Below are 24,879 nucleotides of genomic sequence, written 5' to 3'. Positions count from 1 at the left end.
CAATCCTGTTCGCCGGTCGCTGCTGTATCGAGCCGGCGGTTTGGCCAAGCCCCTCGGCGGACCCGCGGAGCCCGCAGGCCGGAGCGAGCGCGATCTGAAGTTCCGCGCCGCCCGAGGTCGCGCCGAATGGAGAGCCGTTTGCGGGGCACGGCCCGGTCGAACACCGCAACCCGGACAGGCGATGGCCTGAGCGGGAACCCGGCCCGAGCGACCCCGACCCGATCTCAGTTGCAGCCGTCGCAGATGCTGCCTTCGATCTTGTCGGTCAGAGCGCGCTCGCGCCGCCGCTGCTCCGGGGTCGGCACCTCGCCGGGGCCGAGGGACGTGCCGGGCGGCTTGGTGACGCCGAGGCTGTTGGTGTTCGGCGCCGTGATGGTCGAGACCGGGCCGCCGCCCGTGCCGGTCTGGTCGGGCGCTCGCGTCTGCGCCGCGAGCGGGGTGATGAGGGCGAGGCTCAGCGCACCGAGCGTCGCGGTACTGAGGAATCCGCGGATCATGGAAGGTCTCCCGTCGCCGGGAGAACGGGAAACGTGGCCGCCGGTTGCGTGGCCTAGCGCCGCCGCGCGGTCTCGCGCCGGAACACCCCGACCATCTCGACATGGCCCGAATGGCGGAACTGGTCGACCGGCGTGATGGTCTCCAGCCGGTACCCGCCGGCGACCAGCGTCGCCGCGTCCCGCGCGAAGGTTCCGGCGTCGCAGGCGATGCCGATCACCAGGGGCACGCGGGCGGCGGCAAGCTGGCGGGCCTGGGCCTCCGCGCCGGCCCGGGGCGGGTCGAACACCACCGCGTCGAAGGCGTCGAGTTCGGGGGGTAGCAGGGGCCGGCGGAACAGGTCGCGGCGCTCGCTGCTGATCTTGCGCAGGCCCGCGGCGGCGCGCGCGGCCCGCTCGAGGCCCGCGAGGGCTGCGGCATCGGATTCGACGGCGTGGACCGCGGCCGTCCGGGCGATCGCCAGCGTCAGCGGCCCGCAGCCCGCGAACAGGTCGGCCACGCGCCGGATGCGGGGGCCGAGGGCCGCCAGGGTCAGGTCGCAGAGCGTCGCCTGACCGGCCGCGGTCGCCTGCAGGAAGCCGCCGGGGGCCGGGTAGAGGCGCGTCGCCGCGGCGGGGCCGTCCGCCGTGACCGAGACCGGCTCGGCCTCCATCAGGCGCTCGCCGTGCAGGGAGAGCCGGGCGAGGCCGAGTTCGCCGGCGATCCGCACCAGCGCGGCGCCGACGCCGGCGCTGACCGGTCCGTGACCGCGCAGGTCGACGTCCAGGCCCTGGTCGGTGGCCGTCACGGCGACGTCGAGGGGCTTGCGCCCGTGGCCCAGCGGGGCGGCGAGGCGGCGCGCGACCTCCGGGGCCGGGTGGAGCGCCGGCACGGTGATCGGGCAATGGTCGATCAGCACCAGCGCGTGGCTGCGCGCCGCCATCAGCCCGGCCTCGGCCCGGCCGCCGATCTCGCGCACGTGCAGGGTAAGGCGGCGGCGGCCCGCCCCGTGGGCGTCGACAGCCGGCCCGGGCGTCACGTCGAGGCGCGCCTGGGACAGGGCCTGGGCGACGAGGTCGCGCTTCCAGGCGAGCTCCGCTTCCCGCGCGAGGTGCTGGGTGCGGCAGCCGCCGCAGCGCATGTAGTAGGGGCAGAACGGCTCTACCCGGTCGGGCGAGGCCTGCGCGACGCCGAGCAGCGCGGCGCGGCGCGCCTCGCGGCGGATCTCCGCGCGCTCCCCGGGCAGCGTGTAGGGCACCGGGGTGCCGTCCTCGGCGATCCCGTCGCCGCGGGCGCCGAGCCCCCGGATCTTGACCGTCTCGCTATCTGTTGTCTCGCTCACCGCAACCTCGCGCCGATCAGGAACTCGGCATTGCCGTCGCCGCCCGGCACCGGCGAGTCGATCAGGCCCAGGATCGCCGCGCCGAGCCCCTCCAGGGTCCCGCGGACGGCCGCGCAGACCTCGGCGTGGACCGCCGGATCGCGCACGAGCCCGCCGCGGCCGACCCGGGCGCGGCCGGCCTCGAATTGCGGTTTGATCAGCGCGACGATCGCCGATCCCGGCCTCAACAGGCCCGGGAGGACCGGCAGCACGAGGCGCAGGCCGATGAAGCTCACGTCCACGCTCGCCAGCTCGGGGGGCGGCACGAGGGCGTCCGCGCCGAGGTCGCGGATGTCGGTGCTCTCGCAGTTGGTCACGCGCGGGTCCCCGGCGAGGCGCGGATGGAGCTGCCCCCGGCCCACGTCGAGGGCGTGGACGTGGCGCGCCCCGCGGGCGAGCAGCACGTCGGTGAAGCCACCCGTCGAGGCGCCGACGTCGAGGGCGACGCGGCCGGCCGGATCGACGCCGAACGCGTCCAGGGCGGCGGCGAGCTTGAGGCCGCCGCGGGACGCGTAGGGATGCTCGGCTTCCGCCTCGACCCGCGCGCCCGGGGCGATCGGGTCCGAGGCGCGCGCGAGCGGGCGCCCGTCGACCCGCACGAGCCCGGCACGGATCGCCGCCTGGGCCCGGGCCCGGCTCTCGAAATGGCCGTGCGCCACGAGATACAGGTCGGCGCGCCGCGGCGCAGGGTTCTCCGCGGGATCGTCCGCGGGGGCCGCGCGGTCCGGGCTGGTCCGGTCTCGGGTCATCGGGGCTTCGTGCGGTTCCGGCAGGTCTGCGGCGGAGGTTTCGGGCCGCCGCCCTGTCGAAGGCCGGCGCGCTCCCTAACTAGACCGGGCCGGAAAGGAGAGCCACCGCATGACCCGCACCCTGCCGCTGCTCGTATTGCTCGGGACCGCCGCCGCCGGCGGCGCCCTGGCACAGGAGCCTCCCAAGGAGGCGGCCAAACCGGCAGAGACCTACACGGCGCCGATCAAGAACGCGAAGGGCGACCCGATCGGCACGCTGGCGATCCGCGACGGGGCGAATGCCCTGGTCCTGCGCGTGACGATCCAGCCCGGCGGCCTGCCGCCCGGCTGGCACGGGATGCATTTCCACGCCGTGGGCGACTGTTCGGACCCGAAGTTCATGAACTCCAAGGCGCACGTGAACCACGACCAGAGCAAGCACGGGCTGCTCAACGCGGAGGGCCCCGACGAGGGCGACCTGCCGAACCTCTACGCGGCGCAGGACGGCTCGGCCAATGCCGAGGTCTCCAGCGAGACGCCGCTGAACGGCGAGGGCGGCCTGAAGGACGGGGACGGCGCGGCGCTGATCATCCACGCCAACGAGGACGACCACAACACCCAGCCGATCGGCGGTGCCGGCGACCGCGTCGCCTGCGGGGTGATCAAGTAGTCGTCGCGGACGGGGACGGCACTGCCGGCGGGATCTGCCGCGGCCGGCCGTCCTCGTCGATGGCCACGAAGGTGAAGGTGGCCTGCGTGACCCGCTCGCGGACCTGGGTGCAGAACCGCCGTGCCCAGGCCTCGACCTCGATCTTCATCGAGGTCCGGCCGACATGCGATACCCGGGTGTAGACGCACAGCACGTCGCCGACCCGGACCGGCCGGATGAAGGTCATCGATTCCAGCGCCACGGTGACCACCCGGCCCTGCGCCCGGTCGACGCCCGCGATGCCGCCGGCCTGGTCCATCTGCGACAGCACCCAGCCGCCGAAGATGTCGCCGTTGGCGTTGGTGTCGGCCGGCATGGCGATGGTGCGCACCGTGAGATCGCCCTTGGGCAGATCGACCTCAGCGGGCGGCGCGCCTCCGGCCGGTGAGAGTGCGACGTGCTGCATGCCGTCCATCCGCCCCCCCGCACGCCGTCAGGACATCACGCCGGCGAGCTTGAGCCCCGCCGCCAGCAGAACGGCGACCGCGCTCAGGATGCATTCGAGCGGGATGGATTGCCAGAGGTCCGGCGTCGCCGCCGCGGGCTCGGCGCGTTGCGCAATATCGTTCATCGGGCTTCCTCTCGGGCGCGCCGATCTGCCGTCGGCGGTCCCGTTACCGGCACGATAAAGCAAGGCTCGCGGTCGCGCACCCCGAATCGGGGCGTGAAAAAGCCCGGCGGCTCGCTGGAGCCGCCGGGCCGGTCAGGTCGGAGAGCCGATCAGTAGTAGAACCGACGGCGCCAGTAGGGACGACGGTAGTAGGGCCGCGGGCCGTAGTAGAACCGGCGGCCGTAGTACGGGCGGCGCCAGTAGGGCCGCGGGCCGTAGAACCGGCGACGGTAGTAGTACTGGGCCTTCTCGGCCACCGCCGGCGCGGCTTCGGCGGGCAGAGCCAGCCCCGGGCCGATGGGCGCGGCGGACGCGCCCTCCGGCGCCGCGGCCGAGAAGCCCAGCGCCAGCAGGGCCGCGAGCAGGAATTTCCTCAGCACGGTCTCGACTCCCTTTGTGTCATTCGTCCTGGTCGACGAACCGCGCAGGGCGACGGGCTCCGCTCGGTCCGAACCGCTGCAACGCGTGGGCGAGCGGAAGCGTTGCAGCTTAACCGCTGCGACGTTTCGGACAGGGTTGATCGCAGGTTGAGACGCGCGGGGTCAGGCGATCTTCGTCGTCATGTCCTCGATGCGCGCCTCGGCGCTCTGGCGGACCAACGCGATGCCGTGCTCGCAATCCTCGCGGCGGACATAGCCTTCGCCCGAATCGGCGATCACCTCGCCGTTGCGCGCCCGCAGGCGCCAGCGCCACTCGCCCTTGGCGTCCCGGTAGAGTTCGAACCGCATGTCGCAGGCCCCCGCTTCTTCCATCCCTCAGATGGGGGCGCGCCCGCGCAAGGGAAGGCGGGGCGGTGAGGGCGCCGCGAGGCGGACGGGCCACCGAGCGGCGCGCGTGCGCGATCGGCCGCCGGGATTCGAGTTAGAATTTTTCTTCCTCTCATTGTACGCTTCGCCGATCGGGATCCGGGACGCCTGAACAATAACGGGACGCCCGCGGCCGGTGAGGAAGAGAGTATGAACGAGATCGTCCAGCCCGAGGCCTACTCGGAGGTCTTCTACGGAGGCTGCCCGCACGATTGCCCCGACACGTGCTCGATGCTGTTCGAGGTGAAGGGCGGCGAGCTCCTGAGCGTGCGCGGCAACCCGGACCACCCGATGACCCGCGGCGGTCTCTGCGTGAAGCTGAAGGACTACGAGAAGCGCCACTACCACCCCGACCGGCTGCTCTACCCGATGAAGCGGATCGGCCCGAAGGGCTCGAAGCAGTTCGAGCGGATCACCTGGGACGAGGCGCTGGACACCATCGTCACCCGCTGGAAGGCGATCATCGACCAGTACGGGCCGCAGGCCATCGCGCCCTACAGCTACCTCGGCAACCAGGGCCTCGTGCACGGGCTGAACGGCGGCGACGCCTTCTTCAACCGCATGGGCGCCACCGTCACCGAGCGCACCTTCTGCGGCGAGGGCTCGTGCACGGCCTGGCTCCTCACTGTCGGCCCGACCGCGGGCCTCGACCCGGACAGCTACATCCACTCCAAGTACATCGTGATCTGGGCCTGCAACTCGGTCAGCACGAACCTGCACCACTGGGCGATCGTGAAGGACGCCCAGAAGCAGGGCGCCAAGGTCGTCGTGATCGACGCCTACGCGTCGCGCACCGCCAAGGCCGCCGACTGGCACATCGCGCCGAAGCCCGGCACCGACGGCGCGCTCGCCATGGCGCTGATCAACTCGATCATCGAACAGGGCCTCGTCGACCAGGACTACGTCGACAACCACACGGTCGGCTTCGCGGAGCTGAAGGAGCGGGCCAGCACGCGCACGCCCGAATGGGCCGCGGCGATCACCGGCGTCTCCGCCGACGACATCCGGAAGCTCGCCCGCGAGATGGCGACCGAGCAGCCGGTGGGCATCCGCATCGGCGTGGCGCTGGAGCGGCACTACGGCGGCGGCCAGACCATCCGGGCGGTGACCTGCATCCCGGCGCTGACCGGCGCGTGGCGCCATGTCGGCGGCGGCATCACGCAGTTCGGCGTCTGGGAGCATCCCTACAAGTTCGACGTCATCTGCCGCCCGGACCTGATCCCGGAGGGCACCCGGGTCGTCTCGAACCTTCAGATCGGCCGGGCGCTCACCGGCGAGATGCAGCTCGACCCGCCGATCATGTCGATGATGTGCTGGAACTCGAACCCCGTGACTCAGGCGCCCGAGACCGACAAGATCGTCGAGGGGCTGATGCGCGAGGACCTGTTCATGGTCTCGGCCGAGCACTTCATCTCAGACACGGCCTCCTATGCCGACATCCTGCTGCCGGCCACGATGGGCGCCGAGATGGAGGACATGATCCTCTCCTGGGGGCACCTCTACCTGACCTACAACACCAAGTGCGCCGAGGCGCCGGGCGAGGCGATCCCCAACAACGAGATCTTCCGCCGGCTCGCCGCCCGGCTCGGCTTCGAGGAGGAGAACTTCAAGTGGAGCGACAGCGAGTGCCTTGAGCACTACGTCGACTGGTCGTCGCCGGCCTGCGAGGGCATCGACCTCCAGTACATGCGCGAGCACGGCTTCGCCCGGCTGAAGGTGGGCACGCCGGACGACCGGGCGCCGCACCGAGAGGGCAACTTCCCGACACCGACCGGCAAGTGCATGCTGAAGGTCGAGGGCGCCACGAACTTCGTCGCCCCGCCGTTCCGGCAGATGTACGAGGGCTTCCAGCCCGGCGAGGCGCTCGACCCGCTGCCGGACTACCTCGGCCCGCGCGAGTCGCACACGAACGATCCCGAACTCGCCAAGCGCTACCCGCTCAACATCGTCTCGCCGAAGAGCCACTACTTCCTGAACTCCTGCTACGCCAACATGGAGGACAAGCAGAAGGGCCAGGGCGAGCAGTTCGTGATGATCAGCCAAGCCGATGCGGACGCCCGGGGCATCCGGGACGGCGACCGGGTCCAGGTCGCCAACGACCGCGGCGCCTTCAAGGGCGTGGCCCGCATCACCGACGACGTGAAGGCCGGGATCGTGGTGGCGACGCTCGGCTACTGGCGCCAGCTCAACGAGGGCACGGTGAACAGTATCTCGTCCGGCGCCTTCACCGATATGGGCCACGCGCCCTCGTTCTCCGACAACCTCGTCGAGGTCTCACGGGCGAACTGAATGGCTCCGCGCGCGGCGATCCGCTCTCGATCGCCGCGCCGGGTTCACACGGAGGGTCGAGCCGTCATCCGGTTGCGGTTTCGCCGCTCGTCCGGCGCGGTCACCGGAAACGAAGCCGCCCGGGACGGATCCGTCCCGGGCGGCTCGATCGTCACTCAGGCCATCTTCGCTCAGGAACGGGGCGCCCGCTCCAGCCAGCCGATGCTGCGACCCTCGCCGCCGCCACCGCCGCTGCGCGGACGGGCATCGGCGCGCTGGGGCCGGGCGTCGCGGCTCGGGCGACCCTGATTCGGGCGCTCGCCCTGCGGGCGGGCGGGCCGGTCCGCGCGGGCGTCGCGGCCCTGCGGGGCGTGGCCGCGATTGTCACCGCGGTTGTCGCCGCGGCCGTCCTGGGGTCGGCCCTGCCGGGGCGCGCCCTGGCTGGGACCGCCGAAGCCGCGGCCGCCCTCGGGCCGGCCCTGCTGGGGACGGCCCTGCTGCTGCCGGGGCCGCTGGCCCTGGCGGCCGCCGCCTGGGCGCTGCTGCGGACGCTCGGGCCGGCGCTCCTCCTCGCGGGCGATCTCGGCGGCCTCCTGGCGGGACGGCGGGGTGAAGCCCTCAGGGAAGCCCGCCACCGGGACCTTCTGCCGGGTCACGCGCTCGATGTCGCGCAGGTAGGCCTTCTCCTCGTCGTTGCAGAACGAGATGGCGAGGCCGTCGGCGCCGGCGCGGGCCGTGCGGCCGATCCGGTGGACGTAGCTCTCCGGCACGTTCGGCAGGTCGAAGTTGACCACGTGGCTCACGCCCTCGACGTCGATGCCGCGGGCCGCGATGTCGGTGGCGACCAGGACCCGGCAGGAGCCGTCCTTGAAGGCGGCCAGCGCCCGCTCGCGCTGGGGCTGGCTCTTGTTGCCGTGGATCGCGGCAGCCGCGATGCCGACCTTGTCGAGGCCGCGCACGACCCGGTCCGCCCCGTGCTTCGTCCGGGTGAAGACGAGCACGCGCTCGATCGCCGGATCGCGCAGGATGTGCCCCAGCAGCGCCTGCTTGGCGCCGGTATGGACGAAGATCACCTCCTGCTCGACCCGCTCGGCCGTGGTGGCGACCGGCGTCACCGCGACCTGGACCGGATCGGTGAGGTACTGGGACGCCAGGCCCGCGATGTTCTTGGGCATGGTGGCCGAGAAGAACAGGCTCTGGCGCTTCTGCGGCAGCATCTTCACGATGCGCTTGAGGGCGTGGATGAAGCCGAGGTCGAGCATCTGGTCGGCCTCGTCGAGGACGAGGATCTCGACGCCCTCCAGGGTCAGCGAGCGGCGGTCGACGAGGTCGATCAGCCGGCCGGGGGTGGCGACGAGGACGTCGACGCCCGGCGCCAGCGCCCGCTCCTGGCGGCTGATGGTGACGCCGCCGAACACCACCGTCGTGGTGTAGGACAGGTGCCGGCCGTAATCGGTGAACGACTCGGCGATCTGGTTGGCGAGCTCGCGGGTCGGCGAGAGCACCAGCACCCGACAGCCGCGGCGCGGCGCGCGGCGGTCCGAGAGCGAGAGGCGGTGCAGGATCGGCAGCGCGAAGGCCGCGGTCTTGCCGGTGCCGGTCTGGGCGATGCCGCAGAGGTCGCGGCCCGCCATGGCCGGCGGGATCGCCTGGGCCTGGATCGGGGTCGGCGCGACGTAGCCGGCCTCGCTGAGCGCCCGCAGCACGGGCTGGGCGAGGCCGAAATCGGTGAATTGGGTCAAGGATGTATCCGATGCAGCAGGGCCGGCCGGGCGCCTCGCGTCGCTCGCGAGCTGTGCCGTGTATGAGCCGGTCCGTTGGCAGGGGGCAGCCCGCGTGATGGGGCGGCCCGGGTGCATGCACGTTATGAAGAGGGGGGCCGGATCACGCCGGGGAGGCGCCCGATCCGTCACGCAGCCCCCTCAAGCGGGCCGTGGCGGCCGCTGACGCTGCATCGCCGATATGCGTGTGTGCGGCTGCGAAGTCAATGCAGGGCCGGGTTGCGGTCCGCTCAGGCTGAGCGCCGCCGTCGCGCCGGTGAACAGCGGGCGCTCGTCCGACGGTGCCGTGCCCCGTGCACTCGGGATCGCCCGAAGACGCGGCTCGGCTGCCGATACGTGTCGATCCCGTCTTCCCGATGTGGTCGGGGCGGGCGTTTATCGTCGTTGTGACCGAGGATCGCCTCTGATCTGTCCGTTGAGATATAATTGTTTCGGAATTGACGGTATTGTTGGATCATCCGAGCGTGAAAGTGTATCTAAAGATACGCAGCGATCGGTATTCAACGATCGCTGCGCGGCCGAACGGCGCGGCCGCAACTTCAGATATTGCCTATGCAGACAGTGTTTTCGACGGAGGTCTACACCCCCGGAGCGGCTTCAAGCTCTGGCGAGACCTTCTCGGGGAGCGGCTCGTGCCGATCGAGGTCGAGCGCCTCGACGACGGGCCGTTCCGGGGCAGGCTCGACGTCGCGGAGATCGGCGCGCTGTACCTCTCGCGCCTGACGCAGAGCGCCCTGCGATGCGAGACGACGCCCAGCGCGGCCCGGCGCCACGACAGGGCCGGGATGGTCGTGGTGCTGTTCAAGCTCGCGGGCCTGTCGACGAGCGTTCAGGACGGCCGGGAGGCCGTGCAGCGGCCGGGCGACATGGTCGTGCTCGACCATCGCCCCTCCGTGCTGACGACCCACAGGGACAGCCAGGCCCTGTTCCTGGAGCTGCCGCGGGAGCGCCTGGAAGGCGTGCTCGGCTCGACACGGCTTTACACCGGCCTGTCGGTCGGGGCGGACCTCGCGTCGGCCACGCTGGCGACCGGCTTCATCCACGACCTGATCCGGGTGCGGCACCAGCTCACGCCCGACGCCGCCGAGCGCATGTCGGCGATCGCGGTCGACCTGATCGTGGCGAGCCTCGCCGAGCGGCTCGCGCAGGATGTGCCTCGCCCCGTCCACGGCAGCGTCGTCGTTCAGCGCGCGAAGGCGCATGTCGAGGCCCATCTGGACGATCCGGGACTGGACCCGCCCCAGCTCGCGGCCGCCACGGGGGTCTCGCTGCGCCGGCTCCAGGAGCTGTTCCACGAGCGCGGCCAGCACATCTCCGACTGGATCTGGGAGCGCCGGCTGGCGGCGGCGGCCAAGCGGCTGTCCGACCCAGCCTGCCTGCACCTGTCGATCGGGATGCTCGCCTACGGCTGCGGGTTCACCAGCCAGGCGCACTTCTCCCGCCGGTTCAAGGACCGCCACGGCCTGACCCCGCGCGAGTACAGGGAGGCCGCCCTGCTGCGGGCTTCCGGTGCTCCGTCGGCTCCCTGATCGGGACGGTGGCCGGCCTCCGCCGATCCCGCGACGTCCCGGCGCGGAATGATGCGCGCGGTTCTCGCGCAACCCCTGGCCGGGCGCAGGCGCCTGCGCCCGGCGTGCGAACGGCACGCGCGTCGCGACCCGGCGCGTCGGCTCAGATAATGGTGTATCGTGATCGGCGGCGCACCGCCCTGTCATGCGCCACATCCGGGTTGCCGAAGATCCGGGCAACCGAAACAATGTGGTGCGGCCAAGAGGACTCGAACCTCCACCCCTCTCGGGACTAGCACCTCAAGCTAGCGCGTCTACCAATTCCGCCATGGCCGCATCGGACGCGAAGACCGGTCCGTTCGCTCGACCGTCGCGCGCCGCGGGAGAACCCGGGGCCGCTTTCGTGTCGCGCGGCGCAGCGGATAACAGATCGTCCGGCCGCCGACAAGCGCAGTCACGGGGAATCGTAGCCGCCCTCCAGGAAAGGCGCCGCGCCGTCGCCGATGCTGACGCCCGGCTCGACGATCGAGGCCGCCTTGCGGATCAGCTCGGTCACCTCCACGGAGATGCGGTCGCCCGTCACCACGATCTGCCCGCGCGCGATCGGGTGGTCGTTGGCCAGGATCTCGACCATGTCGCTGTCGCTGGCTTCGAGCTCGATCACGGCGCCGCGGCCCATCCGGAGGAGCATGTGCAGCGGCATGCGGGCCCGGCCCAGCACCACCGTCAGATCGACCTTCAGGGTCTCGAAGACCGCCACCGTCCGCCATCCCGTCTCGCAGCCGGAACCTTGCAACCGCCGGCCGCGGATGTTGAAGGCTTCGAACATCGACGCAGGATGGTGAACTCTTGGTAAACGCGCCCCGCCTCACGGTCAGCCCGCCCGCCTTCCCGAAGCGGCCCGGCACCGATCCGGTCGCCGGCCCGGTGGGCTGGCGCGTGAGCGACGCGGCGGTGGAATACGCCGCCGCCCTCGCCTGGATGGAGGCGCGCGCGAAGGCGATCGCCCGCGGCGCGGCGCCCGAATGCGTCTGGCTGCTGGAACACCCGCCGCTCTACACGGCGGGCACGTCGGCCCGCCCGGAGGATCTCGTCGCGCCGGACCGGTTCCCGGTCCACGCGACGGGGCGGGGCGGGCAGTACACCTATCACGGCCCCGGCCAGCGGGTGGCCTACGTGATGCTCGACCTCGACCGGCGCAGCCGCGACCTGCGCGCCTACGTGGCGAGCCTGGAGGCGTGGCTGATCGAGACGCTGGCCGCCTTCAACGTCCGCGCCGAGCGCCGCGAGGACCGGGTCGGCGTCTGGGTGCGCCGGCCCGAGAAGGGGCCCGGCGTCGAAGACAAGATCGCGGCGATCGGCATCCGCGTCCGCCGCTGGGTCAGCTTCCACGGCATCAGCCTGAACGTGGAGCCCGACCTCGCGCATTTCGACGGGATCGTGCCGTGCGGCGTCCGGGAGCACGGCGTGACGAGCCTCGTCGATCTCGGCCTGCCGGTGAGCATGGCCGAGGTCGACATGCAACTCCGCGCCGCCTTCGAGGCGATCTTTGGGGCGACCGCGATCGAGGCGGCGGAGTGAGCAGGGCCGCGCCATCGGGCGATGCCGCCGTCGTCGCGAGCGCAGCGACCCAGGAGGCGTGTCGTCCAGAGCCCGGACCGGATCGCTTCGCTCGCGAATACGCATAGCGTCCGAACGCTCCGGCCGGAGGCCGTCTCACCGGCGCCGATCAGAAATCGGCGTGCAGCCGCGAGGCGAAGAAGTGCGCCGGCCCGCGGTCGCGATTGTATCCGGGATTGTCGATGAACTGGTAGTCGAAGGTCAGCGTGACGAACTTCGTGAGGTTCAGGGCGTAGTAGGCCTCCAGCGCGCGCTCGGTACCGTAGTTGAGGCGCCCGTCGCCGATCAGCAGCCCGAGATACCCGGCCGCGAAGGCGGCCCGGTGCGAGGGCGAGAGCCCGTTCATTGCGGCGCCGATGCCGACTGTGTCGTCGGGGCGGTCCCAGGCCTTGCCCTTCAGCGACAGGCCGCCGGAGAAGCTCCGGTCGATGTCGGTGAACGAGATGTTCTCGGTGCGCCCGTCGTTCAGGCTCGCCCGGGCGAACAGCCCGAGTTCGGGCGTCAGCGCCTGCTCCAGGTTGATGTAGCCGCCGGTCTTGCGGCGGGGACGCCGGGTCGCCGCGACGGCGTCGTTGATGTCGTCGAACAGGCCGAGCTGGGTCAGGGTGACGACGTCGCGGTTGTTGGCCGAGACGCCGACATTCGAGAACAGCCCGATGCGGATCTTGCCGGGCTGCTCCAGCCACGGGAGCACGTGCCGCTCCTCGAACTCGACGTTCAGCCCCGCGCGCCGGAACACCCGCGGGTCGAGCACGTCGCTCGACGGCTCCTTGGGCACCTGCGTGTAGGCGGCGCGGATCGCGAATTCGGGGCGGTTGTACTCGGCGTAGACGCCCTGCGTGAAGCCCGGGAGATTGGCCGGGAAGTCCCAGGCCGAGGAACCCCAGAGCGACCAGTTGAAGAAGTCCACGCGCGGGTCGTGCGCGTAGATGTTTCCGTCGAAGAAGTCGCCCAGCGCGAACTTGCCGGCGATCAGCGTGATCCGCTCGGCGTCGTAGCGGGTGGCCACTTGGTTCGGTCCGTCCGGCACCTCCACGGTCTCGCCGCCGAGCCCGAAGGTCTGCTTCACGTAGTAGCGGTTCGAGCGCAGCTTCGGGAACGGGGCGCCGGCCTTCTGCGCCTCGCCGTTGACGAAGCCGGCGACGCCGAGCGTCCGCGACAGGCCGAAGCCCTGGCTGAACTCGGGATTGTAGTAGATCTCGGTGCTGTCGGTGAGCTTGAGGCCGAGGAAGATCGTGGCCGTCGTGGTCTGCCGGGCCTGATGGGGGATCAGGCTCTGCGCACCCTCGTAGGGCGAGCGGAAGCCGGGAACGCCCTGCGCGATCAGCGTCGTCTGGCCGTGGAGCGAGAAGCGGTCGGTATCGCCGTTGTCGGGATCGTGCGGGGCGGTCTCGTCCCGGTCCGGGGGGACATTCAGCCCGTCCGGAAACCACATCAGCCGCGCGAACAGCTCGTTGGACGTGAAGCGCGCCCGGGTCGTGACCGGCCCGCCCGCGTCGCCGGGCACCGTGCCCAGCGGAAAGCGCCGGCTGCCCCCGAGATCGATGTAGCGGTAGTCGATGCCCAGCGCGAGGCTGTCGGTGATGGCGTACTGCACGCCCGCGCCGAGGGTGAAGCCGACGTAGCCGAGGTCCTGCCGCGCGGTGGTCTGGCCGCCCGTGTCGAGGTCCGGGTAATTCGCCAGGATGCGTGCGTTCGCCCCTGCGAGGCCGAAGGTGCCGTAGATCAGGTAGCGGTCGAAGCTGTAGCCGAGCCGGGCGCGCAGGGTGCCGTAGAGATCCGTCTTGGCGCGCACGATGTTGAAGGCCGGGTCCACGTCCGCGTAGCCGAAGCCCGCGATCGTCGAGGGGACGGGCCGCTTCAGATTCGCCGCATCGAGACTCGCCTCGACGCCGTAGACCCATGGCCCGGCCTGCCAGTTCCAGCCGCCGAACAGGCCGCCGACCGCCGTCGTGGCGTTCTTGCCCTGGTCGCTGCGGCCGGTGGAATCGCCGCTCTTGAAAGCCGGGACCGGCCGGGCGCCGATCGTCGTCGGACCGAAATTGTATGCGCCGTAGGACCCGCCGGCACTGCCCTCGAGGCCGACATAGCCCCCCGACCAGTCGGTGTAGGACGGCGCCTCGACTGGGCGCGGCGGGGAGATGTCGGCCGCCCGCGCGGCGGCGGGCGCCAGGAGAGGGACGGCCAGGACGAGCGCCGCGGTGCGGACCAGGGACACGGAACGGGATCTCATCCGACTCACAGAAAAGTATAGCTTTTGCTAAAACGCGTCACGGGGCCGCGCAAGCCGGGTCGCGCGCTCGTGATCGCGGGCCATCGTGCGATCCATGGCCTTGCCGCCTCGCATCCTCGGTTCGTCGCATGGCACTGGCGTGACGATCCAGCCCGCGTTGGATTCGTCAAGATCCAGAGGGCATCGCACCGCGAATAGCTTCGTGTAAGTGCGCCGTGATCGACCTTTTTCGATGCAACGACATGCGAATACCGTAATGTCGATTCGGCTGACCGGCAGATTAGAATTGTTATTATTTGACTCTCGTGCGATTCCGGTTTGATCTTCCCGCGGCCTGGATTATGTGCGGTCGCATGCACGCCTCGCACATCCTCCCGGTTCTCCGCGGCCTCGCCGCGGCCTCGCTCCTGGCGTTCGCCGGTGCCGCGGCCGCCAAGGAGGTGCCGATCGGTCCGCACGTGACGCGCAACGGCCTGGAGGTCGCGGCCGTCTATCTGCAGCCGATCGAGATGGATCCGCCCGGCATGATGCGCGAGGCCGCCAAGTCGGACATCCACCTCGAGACCGATATCCGCGCCGCCAAGGACAACCGCAACGGCTTCGCGGAAGGGGACTGGGTGCCGGCGCTCGACGTCCGCTTCGAGGCGGTCAAGCTCGACGGCGACAAGCCCACCGACCAGACGGTGTCGGGCATGCTGATGCCGATGGTCGCCAACGACGGGCCGCATTACGGCGACAACGTCAAGCTGTTCGGCCCGGGTCGCTACCGTCTGAAGGTCACCGTCGCGCCGCCCGGCAAGGACAGCCATTTCGGCCGCCACGTCGACAAGGAGACGGGCGTCGGCCCGTGGTTCGAGCCCTTCGAGATCACCCAGGACTTCACCTTCGCCGGCGTCGGTAAGAAGGGCGCCTACTGAGAGTGCCGGAGCTGACCGTGTCCCGCCTGCCGCGCTCCCTCGTCCGAGCCATCCCGCTGCTGCTGGTCGCCGCCGCGTCGGCCTCCGCGCCCGCGCGCGCCGACGACATGCCGGTCATCAAGGTGGAGATGCGCGACGGCGTGATCATCCCGACGGTGATCGAGGTTCCGGCCAACACCCGGTTCAAGCTGGAGATCTCGAACACTGGCCAGACGCCGGTGGAGTTCGAGAGCACGGAACTGCGGCGCGAGAAGGCGCTGGCCGCGGGCTCGACCTCGGCGATCGTGTTCCGCACCCTCGATGCCGGCACCTACCAGGTGTTCGACGATTTCCACCCGGAAGCGAAGGCGACCCTGGTGGCCAAATGAGCGCGTCCACGACAGCGCCCGGCTCCCTGGCCCTCGCCGACGTCACGCCGCGCCGCTCCGCGGTCGACGCGCGGCTCGCCCGGTTCGGCGACGCGCTGCGCCGGTACGGCTGGATCATCCGGTCCGTGCAATGGCTGATCGTCGCCGTCTACGCGGTGCTGGTGATCGTGCCGGCCCTGCTGCCGCTGCCCGACAACGCCGCCCACATCTGGACCAACCTGACGCTCGCCGCGCAGTTCGCCTTCTGGGGGATCTGGTGGCCATTCGTGCTGGTCAGCATGGTGCTGGTCGGCCGGGCCTGGTGCGGCGTGCTCTGCCCGGAGGGGGCCCTCAGCGAGTTCGCGAGCCGGTGGAGCCGCGGCTACGCCGTGCCGCGCTGGATCACTTGGCAGGGCTGGCCGTTCGTGGCCTTCGCCGGAACCACCGTCTACGGGCAGATGACCAGCGTGTACGGCTACCCGAAGCCGGTCCTCGCGGTGCTCGGCGGCTCGACCCTGGCGGCGATCGTGGTCGGGCTGCTGTACGGGCGCAACAAGCGCGTCTGGTGCCGCTACCTCTGCCCGGTCAACGGCGTCTTCGCGGTGCTGTCGAAGCTCGCGCCGGTGAGCTTCCAGGTCGACCGCGCCGCCTGGGCGGACTCGCCCAAGCCCGTCGGCGGCACCGAGTCCTTCAACTGCGCGCCCCTCGTGCCGGTCAGGACCATGCGCGGCGCGGGCGCCTGCCACATGTGCGGCCGCTGCAGCGGCCACCGCGGCGCCGTGCGCCTCGCCCTGCGCTCGCCCAACCACGAGATCGTCCACGTGGCCGGCGCGGAGCCCAGCCTCGACCAGACCATGCTGATCCTGTTCGGCATGCTGGCGTTGGCGGTCGGCGCCTTCCAGTGGTCCTCGAGCCCCTGGTTCGTCGATGCCAAGCAATGGGCGGCCACGTGGCTCATCGAGCGCGGGACGACGTGGCCCCTGGAGCACTCGGCGCCCTGGTTCGTGCTGACGAACTACCCCGACCGCAACGACGTCATGACGCTCCTCGACGGCGGGCTGCTGCTGGCCTACATCGGCGCCGCGACGATCGTCCTCGGGCTCGCCCTGTCGGGGATCGTGGCGCTCGCGACCCTGAGCCTCGGCGGCTGGTCGCTCCGGCGCTTCCACCACCTGACCCAGACCCTGATCCCGGTCGCGGGCTGCGGCGTGTTCCTGGGCCTGTCGGCGCTCACCGTGACGTTCCTGCGCGGCGACGGCATCGTGATCCCCTACGTGGCGGAGATCCGCGCGGGCCTGCTCGCCGGCGCCAGCCTGTGGAGCGTCTGGCTGGCCTGGCGGGTGGCGGGTCTCGCCGCCGGCGGCCTCCGCCGGGTGGCGGCCTCGGCCTGCATCGCCGGCGCGGCCGCCCTCTCGGTGGCCAACTGGGTGCTCCTGTTCTGGATCTGGTAGCGCGCGGTCCGCGCGCGCCGCGTCACACGACCTCACAAACCCTGGAGACCGCCATGATCGGCGCCTTCGTCATCGCCTTCCGCGAAGTCATCGAGGCGGGCCTCATCATCTCCATCGTGCTGGCCGCCACCCGCGGCATCCCGGGCCGGATGCGCTGGGTCCTGCTCGGCATCGCCGGCGGCCTCGCGGGCGCCGCCCTGGTGGCGCTGTTCGCCGAGAAGATCTCGGACGCGTTCGAGGGCAGCGGGCAGGACATCCTGAACGCCGCGGTCCTGATCGTCGCGGTGCTGCTGCTGATCTGGCACAACACCTGGATGAGCAAGCACGGCAAGGAGCTGGCGGGCGAACTGCGCGCCGCCGGCGCGGCGGTGCGCTCGGGCGAGCGGGAGGCGGCGGCCCTGTCGATCGTGATCGGCGCCGCGATCCTGCGCGAGGGGGCCGAGCTGGTCCTGTTCCTCTACGGCCTCGTGGCCTCGGGCACCTCGGGCGCCGACATCCAGTTCGGTGCGGTCGCCGGCATCGGCGCCGGCGCGCTCCTCTCGGCGGTGACCTATCTCGGGCTCGCCTCGATTCCGAGCCGCTACGTCTTCTCGGTGACCAGCGTCCTGATCATCTTCCTCGCGGCCGGCCTCGCCGCGCAGGCGGCGCAGTTCCTGGCGAATGCCGGGGTGGTCGAAGTTCTCGGATACACCCTCTGGAACAGCTCCGGCGTGATCGCCGAGAATTCCTGGCCGGGCCGCGTCCTGCACGCCCTGGTCGGCTACACCGACCGGCCGACCGCCCTCCAGGGGCTGGTCTACGTCGCCACCATCGCGGTGATGGTCGGCCTGATGCAGTGGAGCGCCGCCGACAAGCGCCGCGCGGTGCGGCCGGCCTAGTTGCGACGGGCCGGCGGGCGGCGGGCATCGACCTCGCCCGCCTCCGCGGCGTCCGATCGCCGCGCGCTACGGCGCGCCCGTCGCCACGGCCCGGGCCGGGTCGGCGCCCCATTCCGACCAGGAGCCGTCGTAGAGCCCCCGCGCCGGGCGGCCCATGGTCTCCAGCGCCAGCGCGATGATCGCAGCGGTCACGCCGGAGCCGCAGGTGGTCACGATCGGCCGGTCCGGATCGACGCCGTTCTCGGCGAAGACCGCCTTCAGCTCCTCGGGGCTCTTCATCCGGCCGTCGCGCTGGAGGGCCGCGTAGTGCAGGTTGCGCGCGCCGGGCATGTGCCCCGGCCGGACGCCGGGGCGGGGCTCCGGCTCCTCGCCGCGGAACCGCGTGCCCGAGCGGGCGTCGACGACCTGCGCCGAGCCGCTGTCCAGGGCGCGGGCGACGTCGTCCGCGTCCGCCACGGCGCCGTGGTCGAAGCGGGCGGTGAAGTGCCGCCGCTCGGGCTGGCGCGGGTCGCCCTCCTCGGTCGGGTAGCCCGCCGCCACCCAGGCCGGCAGGCCGCCGTCCAGCACCAGCGCGTCGCGCACGCCGAAGGCCTTGAGCATCCACCAGACCCGCGGGGCGGAGAACAGCCCCTGCCCGTCGTAGACGACGATCTGCATGCCGTCGCCGACGCCGAGCGCGCGCATCCGCGCCGCGAACACCTCGGGCCGTGGCAGCATGTGCGGCAGGTTCGACTCGGTGTCGCTCATGGCGTCGAGATCGAAGCGGCGGGCGCCGGGTATGTGGGCGGTGCGGAACTCGGCCTCGGGATCGCGGCCCGCTGCGGGCAGGTACCAGGAGGCGTCGAGCACGACGATGTCGGGGGCCGCGAGGCGGTCGTGCAGCCATTCGGGTGACACGAGGGGCGCTTGGGCCATGGTCGGCGGATCCGGCTCTGTTCGCGTTGCGGACTCACAGAACCACAGGTCGCCCAGCGTTGCACGCCCGGGCCATCGCGGGACGGCGGCGTTCGGGCGGATTCGTCAGCCGCGCCAATGCCAATCGAGCGCGCGCCGGATCGGATGAGCTACGCATCCCGCACCGTGGTCCGATGCATCCAGCGCAGGCTGGTCTTGTTTTAAAGAGCCGTAACCCCAGTTACGACACCATGATGACGCCAATCGCGTCGGCCGTCCGGCCGGCATCGTGTTGGCCGCCCCGGACGTTCCGCTCGCGGACGCGATACGGGGACGTCGCCTGAACGAGATGCGTTCAAACCTTCCCTGTCTGCCCGGGTACCCGACCCACCGTGCAGGATGCTTATTGAGCCGATCGACACCATGAATCAACTCGTCCGCATGTCCCAGATCGGCGACGCCGAGACCGTCGAGGAGCCGTCGGCCGACCTGCGCGTGCCCTTCGCGCAGTCCGGCGCCTTCGTGTGCAAGTACATCATCGGCGAGCCGAACGACCGCGCCGTCTGCTGCGGCGCCCCCGTGTCCGACGGCAAGAGCTGGTGCGCCTACCACCGCCGCATCGTGTTCGAGCCGACCCGCCCCGGCCGCATCCGCTGAGCCTCTCCTTGCGCCATCCCGGCCGTCACTGCGTCCGCATGATCTGGATGACCGCCGGCGTGATGATGACGACGAACAGCACGGGCAGGAAGAACAGGATCATCGGCACGGTGAGCTTCGGCGGCAGACCGGCCGCCTTCTTCTCTGCCTCGTTCATGCGCATGTCGCGGCTCTCCTGGCTCAGCACCCGCAGCGCCTGACCGACCGGCGTGCCGTAGCGCTCGGCCTGGATCAGCGCCGTCGCCACGGACTTCACCGGCTCGAGGCCGGTGCGCATCACGAGGTTCTCGTAGGCCTGACGCCGGTCGGGCAGGAACGACATCTCGGCGGTCATCAGCGCGAGCTCCTCGGCCAGCACGACGGAGGACGTGGCGATCTCGGTGCTCACCTTCCGGAACGCGTTCTCGATCGCCATGCCCGATTCGACGCAGATCAGCGTGAGGTCGAGGGCGTCCGGCCACGCCTTGCGGATCTCGGTCTGGCGCTTCTTGGCGGTGTTCACCAGGAACAGCTCGGGCGCCTTGATGCCCATGTAGGCCGCGCCGATCACGAGCCCGAACCGCATGAGGTACGAGGCGTCGAGCACCTCCAGCACGAACAGGTAGAACAGGGCCGCGATCACCGCCGCGACCGGCACGACGAGGCGGAAGAACAGGAAAGCGGTCTCCGCCCCCTGGCCGCGGTAGCCTGCCTGCATCAGCTTGCGCTTGGCCGTGTCCGTGCCGAGCCAGCGGCGCAGCTGGTACTTCTCGACGACCGACTTCATGTAGGCCTTCGGCTCCGTGCGCAGCGTCGCCCGGCTTCCGGTCCGCTCCGCGCTCAGCCGCTCGCGCCGCCGGATCTGCTCGCGCTCGTCGCTGACGAGCTTCATCCGCTTGCCGAGGCGGTCGGTCTCCAGGAAGGGCTGCGCCACCGCGTAGGCGGTCGCGGCCGCCGCGACGGCGGTCAGCAGCGTGCCCATGAAGCGGGGATCGAACAGCTTCTCGGCGATGGCGTCGATCATCGGGCGGGATCCGGCAGACGGCGCACCGCGCCTAGAACTCGAAGGCGATCATCTTCTTGATGGTGAAGATGCCGATGGACATCCAGATCGCCGCGCCGACCAGGGCGATCTTGCCCGTGTCGGTGGTCCAGAGCAGCGAGATGTAGTCGGGGCTGGTGAGCGCGGTGATGCCCGCCACCGCGAAGGGCAGGCAGGCGATGATCGAGGCCGAGGCCTTGGCCTCCATGCTCATCGCCTGGACCTTGCCGCGCATCTTGGCGCGGTCGCGCAGCACCGTGGAGAGGTTGTTCAGCGCCTCGGAGAGGTTACCGCCCGACTGCTGCTGGATGTTGATCACGATGGCGAAGAAGTTCACCTCGGCGGTGGGCACGCGCTCGAACAGCCGCGTGCAGGCCTCGCCGAGGGACAGGCCCATCGCCTGCGTCTCCACCACGGTCCGGAACTCGCTGCGCACCGGCTCCTCGGCCTCGCGCGAGACCATGCGGAAGCAGTCGCCCACCGGGATGCCGGTGCGGATGCCGCGGACCACCACGTCGACGGCGTTGGGCAGCTCCTTGTTGAACTTCGCGATGCGCTTGAGCCGCAGATGGCGCAGCAGGTAGGCCGGCAGGCCGAAGCCGCCCGCGAAGGCGGCGCCGAGCGCCGCCAGGGCGTTGTCGGTGATGACGAAGAGCAGGAGCCCGAAGACGACCCCGCTCAGGGCCGAGACCCCGTAGAAGGTCTGCTTCGTCCAGCCGAGGCCGGCGCGGGCGAGCTTCAATTCCACGCTGGCCTTCGAGGCGCCCTTGGCCTTCGCCTCGATCTCGCTCAGCGTCTTGGCGACCTGCTCGCGCCGGTTGACGGCGACGCCCCGGGTCGCCGCCCCCGAGGCGGAGACGCTGATCGTCTTCAGGCGCTTGGTGGCCCGGCGCTCGCCGCCGAGCAGGGGCAGGACCGCCACGTAGGCGATGGCGGCCACCGCGATGCCGGCGAGGCCGGCGGCGATCGGCAGGTTGGAGGCGTCCGCCATCGGCTCAGTTCCGGTCGACGACCTCGGCGGCGTCGAGCGCCTCGCCGAGCCGCTGTTCGAGGCCGTAGTAGCGGGCGCGCTCCCAGAATTTCGGCCGGCCGACGCCGGTGGAGCGGTGACGCCCGATCAGCTTGCCGTTCGCGTCCTCGCCGACGATGTCGTAGAGGAACACGTCCTGGGTGGTGATGACGTCGCCCTCCATGCCGAGCACCTCGGTGATGTGGGTGATGCGCCGGGAGCCGTCGCGCAGACGCATCGCCTGGATCACGACGTCGATCGAGCCGCAGATCATCTCGCGCAGGGTCCGCGACGGCAGGGTGAAGCCGCCCATCGAGATCATCGATTCGATACGCGACAGGCACTCGCGCGGGCTGTTGGCGTGGAGCGTGCCCATCGAGCCGTCGTGGCCGGTGTTCATCGCCTGGAGCAGATCGAAGGCCTCCGGTCCGCGCACCTCGCCGACGATGATCCGTTCCGGGCGCATGCGCAGGCAGTTCTTCACGAGGTCGCGCATGGTGACCTGGCCCTGGCCCTCCATGTTGGGCGGCCGTGTCTCCAGGCGCACGACGTGCGGCTGCTGGAGCTGCAGCTCGGCCGCGTCCTCGCAGGTGATGACCCGCTCGTCGTGCTCGATGAAGGCGGTGAGGCAGTTGAGCAGCGTGGTCTTGCCCGAGCCCGTGCCGCCCGAGATGACCACGTTGCAGCGCGACTGGCCGATGATCTTGAGGACCTCGGCGCCCTCGGGCGAGATCGCCCCGAAGCGCACGAGCTGCTCCAGGGTGAGCTTGTCCTTCTTGAACTTGCGGATCGTGAGCGCCGGGCCGTCGATGGCGAGCGGCGGCGCGATGACGTTGACGCGGGACCCGTCCGGCAGGCGCGCGTCGCAGATCGGCGAGGCGTCGTCGACGCGCCGGCCGACCTGGCTGACGATGCGCTGGCAGATGTTCATCAGCTGCTGGTTGTCGCGGAACCGCACGCTGGTCAGCTGGATCTTGCCGTTGACCTCGATGAAGGTCCGGTGGGCGCCGTTGACCATGATGTCGGCGATGTCGTCGCGGGCGAGCAGCGGCTCCAGCGGGCCGTAGCCCAGCACGTCGTTGCAGATGTCGTCGAGCAGTTCCTCCTGCTCGGAGATCGACAGGACGATGTTCTTGAGCCCGATGATCTCCGTGACGATGTCGCGGATCTCCTCGCGCGCGGTTTCGGCGTCGAGGCGCGAGAGCTGCGTCAGGTCGATCGCCTCGATCAGGGCGCCGAAGATCAGGCTCTTGGTGCGGTAGTAATCCTCCGAGCGCGCGGTCTCGACGACGACCGGGGCCGCCGGCGCCGGGCGCTGGGCCGGCGCGGGCGACGGCGCGTCGCGCAGCACCGGCGTGGCCGGGGCCGGGGTCCGCATCTGCGGCATCGGCGGGGGCGGCGCCGACGCGCCGCCGGACTGTCGCCTACCGAACATGGGTCAGAGCCCCGACGCTGACCCGCGGCACCGGCCGGGTGAGGGATCGCGTCCGCATCAGGATGCCTTGCGGCCGGAAAGCTTGGCGAGCAGCGGCTCCAGCAGGCTCGGACGGCCCCGCCGGCTCTCGGGACGTCCGAGGGTCATGGCCGCCAGGTCGTTGAACAGCTCCGCCACCTTCGAGCCCGCCTGGATCTCGGCGATCATCTGGCCGTTGTTGGCGGCCGTGCCGAACAGGGTCGGCTCGAACGGGATCGTCAGGGCCACCGGCGCCTCCAGGGCCTTGGCGAACTCGGCGGTGCCGATCTCGGGGCGCTTGGGCACGCCGACGCCGTTCAGCACGATGCGGGGCGGCTGGTCGTTCGGGCGACCGTGCTTCAGCGCGCCGAGGAGGTTCTTGGCGTTGCGCAGGCAGGCGAGGTCGGGCCCGGTCACGATCAGGATCTCGTCGGCCGCCGTCAGGACGCGCTTCGTCCACGCGTTCCACTGGTGGGGGATGTCGAGGACCACGCACGGGACGCTCGCCCGCATGTGCTCGATCAGGGTGTCGAAGGCCGGCTCGGACAGGTCGATGGTCCGGTCGAGGCTCGCCGGGGCCGAGAGCAGGCTCAGGTTGTCGCTGCACTTGGACAGCAGCCGCTCGACCAGGGCGGAGTCCAGCCGCTCGGGGGCGAACACCGCCTCGGCGATGCCCTGGGGCGGGTCCTGGTTGAAGTTGAGCGAGGCGGTGCCGAAGGCGATGTCGAGATCGGCGATCACCGTCTGGACGCCCTGGCCCCGGGCCACCGACCACGCGAAATTATGCGCCACGGTCGAGGCGCCGATGCCGCCCTTGACGCCGTAGACCGCCACGGTCCGGCCCACCGGCTTGACGCCCGGGGCCGTGAACAGGTCGGAGATCGCCGCGATGAGCGTCAGGGGCTCGACCGGCGCCATCAGGTAATCGGACACCCCGCGCTGGATCAGCTGGCGGTAAAGCATCACGTCGTTGACGTGACCGATCACCAAGACGCGGGTCCCCTCGTCGCAGACCTCGGCCAGGGCGTCGAGGCACTCGATCGGCCGCGAGCGCGCGCCCTGGATCTCGAGGACGATGACGTTGGGCGTCGGCGCGTGCCGGTACGCCTCGATCGCCGCGGCCCCGCCGCCCATCCGGACCTTGACCTGCGCCTTCTGCATGCGCCGGTCGAGGGCCGCGCCCTCGATCATCGCCGCGGTCTCGCCGGTCTCGCAGAAGGCCTGGATGGTGATCCGGGGCACCGGGGCGATCGTGCGCTCGGTTGTCTCGGACAGCTCTGCCATGACGGCGCTTTCGGGTTCGCGTGCGGGGTGCGGCGTTGCGATCGGCGGCGGGGCTGCCCATCCCCGGCGCCGGCTGTCTCAGTTCGTGACCTGGGCCTTCACGGCGGTCTGACCATCTTGCCGCCATGTGGTTGACGGATCCTTGCCGTCCCGCAACTGGCCAATGTCCCGGACCCGCTTGACCGTGTCGATGCGGCCCTCGGGCCGGCCGCGCACGAGGTCGACCGGGTCGGCAACCTGCGCGGCGACGTTGGACTGCATGGCGCAGCCCAGGTTCCAGCTCGGCCGGTTGTTGTAGTCGGTCGCGAAATTGCCGGCCCCGAGGTCCTGAGGCCAGAGGCCGCAGGCGTCGGCCACCTTGGCCTGCATGCGCTGGAAGCTCAGCCGGATCGGCGCGGCGAGGGTCGGCGCCGCCACCGCGTAGCCGCTGACGGCGATCTCGCGGGCGTTGACGCCGTTCTGCGTGCCGAGCCGGCCGAGAACCGAGGCCGTCCGCTGCACGGCGGCGACCTGGTCGGGCGGGACGCCCTGGGGTACCTGCATCAGTAGGGTTCCGCGGCCGTAGCGCCGGTACTCCAGCATGAAGGCGTCGACATCGGTCGCCTGGCGCGGGTCCAGATGGCCCGTGCCGGTCGGGAACACGTCGAGGCTGCGGGGGCCGTCGGTCAGCACGATCGGGTGGCGCGCGCGGTAATCCGTGACGTCGATGCCGCCAGTCGTGACGGGATCGGTCTTGCAGGCCGCCGCGAGGGCGGAGAGAGCGCAGGCGGCGAGCACGCTCGCGGCGCGGCGCGGCAGGGCGGGCGGGTGACGTCCGGTCGTGGGTCCGGTCATGGGTCCGGTCATGGGT

Annotated in this window: 25 protein-coding genes and 1 tRNA gene; 9 read left to right on the top strand and 17 right to left on the bottom strand. The window is 71.1% G+C overall.

Annotated elements, in window-relative coordinates; all coding sequences use genetic code 11:
* Nucleotides 1-224: 224 nt before the first annotated feature.
* From ASG32_RS12365 to ASG32_RS12355, 3 genes are read right to left on the bottom strand one after another with little or no spacing between them, the layout of a single operon-like run.
* On the bottom strand, nucleotides 225-497 hold the full coding sequence (locus ASG32_RS12365) for a hypothetical protein (RefSeq protein WP_056526260.1): 273 nt from the start codon (nucleotides 495-497) through the stop codon (nucleotides 225-227).
* 53 nt (nucleotides 498-550) lie between these two features.
* The gene (locus tag ASG32_RS12360; protein WP_056526256.1) at nucleotides 551-1,816 is read right to left on the bottom strand and encodes a class I SAM-dependent RNA methyltransferase; all 1,266 of its coding nucleotides are present in this window, start codon (nucleotides 1,814-1,816) and stop codon (nucleotides 551-553) included.
* Nucleotides 1,813-2,604, bottom strand: coding sequence for a TlyA family RNA methyltransferase (locus ASG32_RS12355; RefSeq protein WP_082557841.1), 792 nt, complete (start codon nucleotides 2,602-2,604; stop codon nucleotides 1,813-1,815). Before ASG32_RS12355 ends, ASG32_RS12360 begins: the two co-directional genes overlap by 4 nt.
* 109 nt (nucleotides 2,605-2,713) lie before the next feature.
* Between ASG32_RS12355 and ASG32_RS12350 the strand changes: the two genes are divergently transcribed.
* Nucleotides 2,714-3,253 carry a superoxide dismutase family protein gene (locus ASG32_RS12350; protein ID WP_056526253.1) on the top strand — a complete coding sequence of 180 codons (540 nt, stop codon included), beginning with the start codon at nucleotides 2,714-2,716 and terminating at the stop codon, nucleotides 3,251-3,253.
* Here ASG32_RS12350 and ASG32_RS12345 read toward each other — a convergent pair.
* From ASG32_RS12345 to ASG32_RS12335, 4 genes are all read right to left on the bottom strand, one after another.
* Nucleotides 3,246-3,698, bottom strand: a complete 453-nt coding sequence (locus ASG32_RS12345) for an acyl-CoA thioesterase (RefSeq protein ID WP_020095626.1) — start codon at nucleotides 3,696-3,698, stop codon at nucleotides 3,246-3,248. The genes ASG32_RS12350 and ASG32_RS12345 overlap by 8 nt on opposite strands.
* Before the next feature lie 27 nt (nucleotides 3,699-3,725).
* Nucleotides 3,726-3,863, bottom strand: a complete 138-nt coding sequence (locus ASG32_RS34450; protein WP_165923092.1) for a hypothetical protein — start codon at nucleotides 3,861-3,863, stop codon at nucleotides 3,726-3,728.
* A 149-nt stretch (nucleotides 3,864-4,012) separates the two neighbouring features.
* Nucleotides 4,013-4,282 carry a hypothetical protein gene (locus ASG32_RS12340; RefSeq protein WP_056526250.1) on the bottom strand — a complete coding sequence of 90 codons (270 nt, stop codon included), beginning with the start codon at nucleotides 4,280-4,282 and terminating at the stop codon, nucleotides 4,013-4,015.
* A gap of 162 nt (nucleotides 4,283-4,444) precedes the next feature.
* A complete protein-coding gene (locus tag ASG32_RS12335; protein WP_026605317.1) occupies nucleotides 4,445-4,630 on the bottom strand; it encodes a DUF1508 domain-containing protein in 186 nt (61 codons plus the stop codon).
* 228 nt (nucleotides 4,631-4,858) lie between these two features.
* On the opposite strand from ASG32_RS12335, the gene ASG32_RS12330 reads away from it, so the two are divergent.
* Nucleotides 4,859-6,997, top strand: a complete 2,139-nt coding sequence (locus ASG32_RS12330) for a molybdopterin oxidoreductase family protein (RefSeq protein WP_056526247.1) — start codon at nucleotides 4,859-4,861, stop codon at nucleotides 6,995-6,997.
* Nucleotides 6,998-7,167: 170 nt separating this feature from the next.
* Here the strand turns inward: ASG32_RS12330 and ASG32_RS12325 are convergent, their stop codons facing one another.
* Nucleotides 7,168-8,718 carry a DEAD/DEAH box helicase gene (locus tag ASG32_RS12325; protein WP_056526244.1) on the bottom strand — a complete coding sequence of 517 codons (1,551 nt, stop codon included), beginning with the start codon at nucleotides 8,716-8,718 and terminating at the stop codon, nucleotides 7,168-7,170.
* Between the two features lie 671 nt (nucleotides 8,719-9,389).
* On the opposite strand from ASG32_RS12325, the gene ASG32_RS12320 reads away from it, so the two are divergent.
* Complete coding sequence (locus ASG32_RS12320) at nucleotides 9,390-10,286, top strand: helix-turn-helix domain-containing protein (RefSeq protein WP_244491916.1); 897 nt, start codon at nucleotides 9,390-9,392, stop codon at nucleotides 10,284-10,286.
* A 230-nt stretch (nucleotides 10,287-10,516) separates the two neighbouring features.
* On the opposite strand, the gene ASG32_RS12315 is transcribed toward ASG32_RS12320, so the two are convergent.
* Nucleotides 10,517-10,601, bottom strand: a tRNA-Leu gene (locus ASG32_RS12315).
* A gap of 118 nt (nucleotides 10,602-10,719) precedes the next feature.
* Nucleotides 10,720-11,025, bottom strand: a complete 306-nt coding sequence (locus ASG32_RS12310) for a FliM/FliN family flagellar motor switch protein (protein ID WP_020095633.1) — start codon at nucleotides 11,023-11,025, stop codon at nucleotides 10,720-10,722.
* 89 nt (nucleotides 11,026-11,114) lie between these two features.
* Between ASG32_RS12310 and lipB the strand changes: the two genes are divergently transcribed.
* The gene (gene lipB, locus ASG32_RS12305) at nucleotides 11,115-11,846 is read left to right on the top strand and encodes a lipoyl(octanoyl) transferase LipB (protein ID WP_056526241.1); all 732 of its coding nucleotides are present in this window, start codon (nucleotides 11,115-11,117) and stop codon (nucleotides 11,844-11,846) included.
* 148 nt (nucleotides 11,847-11,994) lie between these two features.
* Here lipB and ASG32_RS12300 read toward each other — a convergent pair whose 3' ends face one another.
* Nucleotides 11,995-14,118, bottom strand: coding sequence for a carbohydrate porin (locus ASG32_RS12300; protein ID WP_056526238.1), 2,124 nt, complete (start codon nucleotides 14,116-14,118; stop codon nucleotides 11,995-11,997).
* 353 nt (nucleotides 14,119-14,471) lie between these two features.
* Here ASG32_RS12300 and ASG32_RS12295 point away from each other — a divergent pair, with 353 nt between their 5' ends.
* Genes ASG32_RS12295 through ASG32_RS12280 form a run of 4 tightly spaced genes read left to right on the top strand, consistent with a single transcriptional unit; the run spans nucleotide 14,472 to nucleotide 17,711 of the window.
* A complete protein-coding gene (locus tag ASG32_RS12295; RefSeq protein WP_020095636.1) occupies nucleotides 14,472-15,035 on the top strand; it encodes an iron transporter in 564 nt (187 codons plus the stop codon).
* Between the two features lie 17 nt (nucleotides 15,036-15,052).
* A complete protein-coding gene (locus ASG32_RS12290) occupies nucleotides 15,053-15,403 on the top strand; it encodes a cupredoxin domain-containing protein (protein WP_026605320.1) in 351 nt (116 codons plus the stop codon).
* A complete protein-coding gene (locus ASG32_RS12285) occupies nucleotides 15,400-16,833 on the top strand; it encodes a 4Fe-4S binding protein (RefSeq protein ID WP_056526235.1) in 1,434 nt (477 codons plus the stop codon). Before ASG32_RS12290 ends, ASG32_RS12285 begins: the two co-directional genes overlap by 4 nt.
* Nucleotides 16,834-16,886: 53 nt before the next feature.
* Nucleotides 16,887-17,711: an FTR1 family protein gene (locus tag ASG32_RS12280; RefSeq protein WP_042672594.1), complete on the top strand. Its 825-nt coding sequence runs from the start codon at nucleotides 16,887-16,889 to the stop codon at nucleotides 17,709-17,711.
* 66 nt (nucleotides 17,712-17,777) lie between these two features.
* On the opposite strand, the gene sseA is transcribed toward ASG32_RS12280, so the two are convergent.
* On the bottom strand, nucleotides 17,778-18,626 hold the full coding sequence (gene sseA, locus ASG32_RS12275; RefSeq protein WP_056526232.1) for a 3-mercaptopyruvate sulfurtransferase: 849 nt from the start codon (nucleotides 18,624-18,626) through the stop codon (nucleotides 17,778-17,780).
* 402 nt (nucleotides 18,627-19,028) lie between these two features.
* Here sseA and ASG32_RS12270 point away from each other — a divergent pair, with 402 nt between their 5' ends.
* Nucleotides 19,029-19,262, top strand: coding sequence for a GcrA family cell cycle regulator (locus ASG32_RS12270; RefSeq protein WP_020095642.1), 234 nt, complete (start codon nucleotides 19,029-19,031; stop codon nucleotides 19,260-19,262).
* Nucleotides 19,263-19,287: 25 nt separating this feature from the next.
* Here ASG32_RS12270 and ASG32_RS12265 read toward each other — a convergent pair whose 3' ends face one another.
* The 5 genes from ASG32_RS12265 to ASG32_RS12245 all read right to left on the bottom strand — a co-directional run bounded on the left by ASG32_RS12265 (nucleotide 19,288) and on the right by ASG32_RS12245 (nucleotide 24,875).
* Nucleotides 19,288-20,265, bottom strand: coding sequence for a type II secretion system F family protein (locus tag ASG32_RS12265; RefSeq protein WP_020095643.1), 978 nt, complete (start codon nucleotides 20,263-20,265; stop codon nucleotides 19,288-19,290).
* Nucleotides 20,266-20,296: 31 nt separating this feature from the next.
* Complete coding sequence (locus ASG32_RS12260; RefSeq protein WP_020095644.1) at nucleotides 20,297-21,274, bottom strand: type II secretion system F family protein; 978 nt, start codon at nucleotides 21,272-21,274, stop codon at nucleotides 20,297-20,299.
* A 4-nt stretch (nucleotides 21,275-21,278) separates the two neighbouring features.
* Nucleotides 21,279-22,670 (bottom strand): CpaF family protein, encoded by a 1,392-nt coding sequence (locus tag ASG32_RS12255; RefSeq protein ID WP_244491914.1) that lies wholly within the window; start codon nucleotides 22,668-22,670, stop codon nucleotides 21,279-21,281.
* Nucleotides 22,671-22,784: 114 nt separating this feature from the next.
* A complete protein-coding gene (locus ASG32_RS12250; protein ID WP_056526226.1) occupies nucleotides 22,785-24,029 on the bottom strand; it encodes an AAA family ATPase in 1,245 nt (414 codons plus the stop codon).
* A 78-nt stretch (nucleotides 24,030-24,107) separates the two neighbouring features.
* The gene (locus ASG32_RS12245) at nucleotides 24,108-24,875 is read right to left on the bottom strand and encodes a CpaD family pilus assembly protein (protein WP_175556351.1); all 768 of its coding nucleotides are present in this window, start codon (nucleotides 24,873-24,875) and stop codon (nucleotides 24,108-24,110) included.
* Nucleotides 24,876-24,879 lie beyond the last annotated feature (4 nt).

It is taken from the genome of Methylobacterium sp. Leaf361, from assembly GCF_001424445.1.
Classification (GTDB): domain Bacteria; phylum Pseudomonadota; class Alphaproteobacteria; order Rhizobiales; family Beijerinckiaceae; genus Methylobacterium.
The sequence above is the reverse complement of the archived record's forward strand: the minus strand, read 5'-3'. Positions and strand labels throughout refer to the sequence as shown.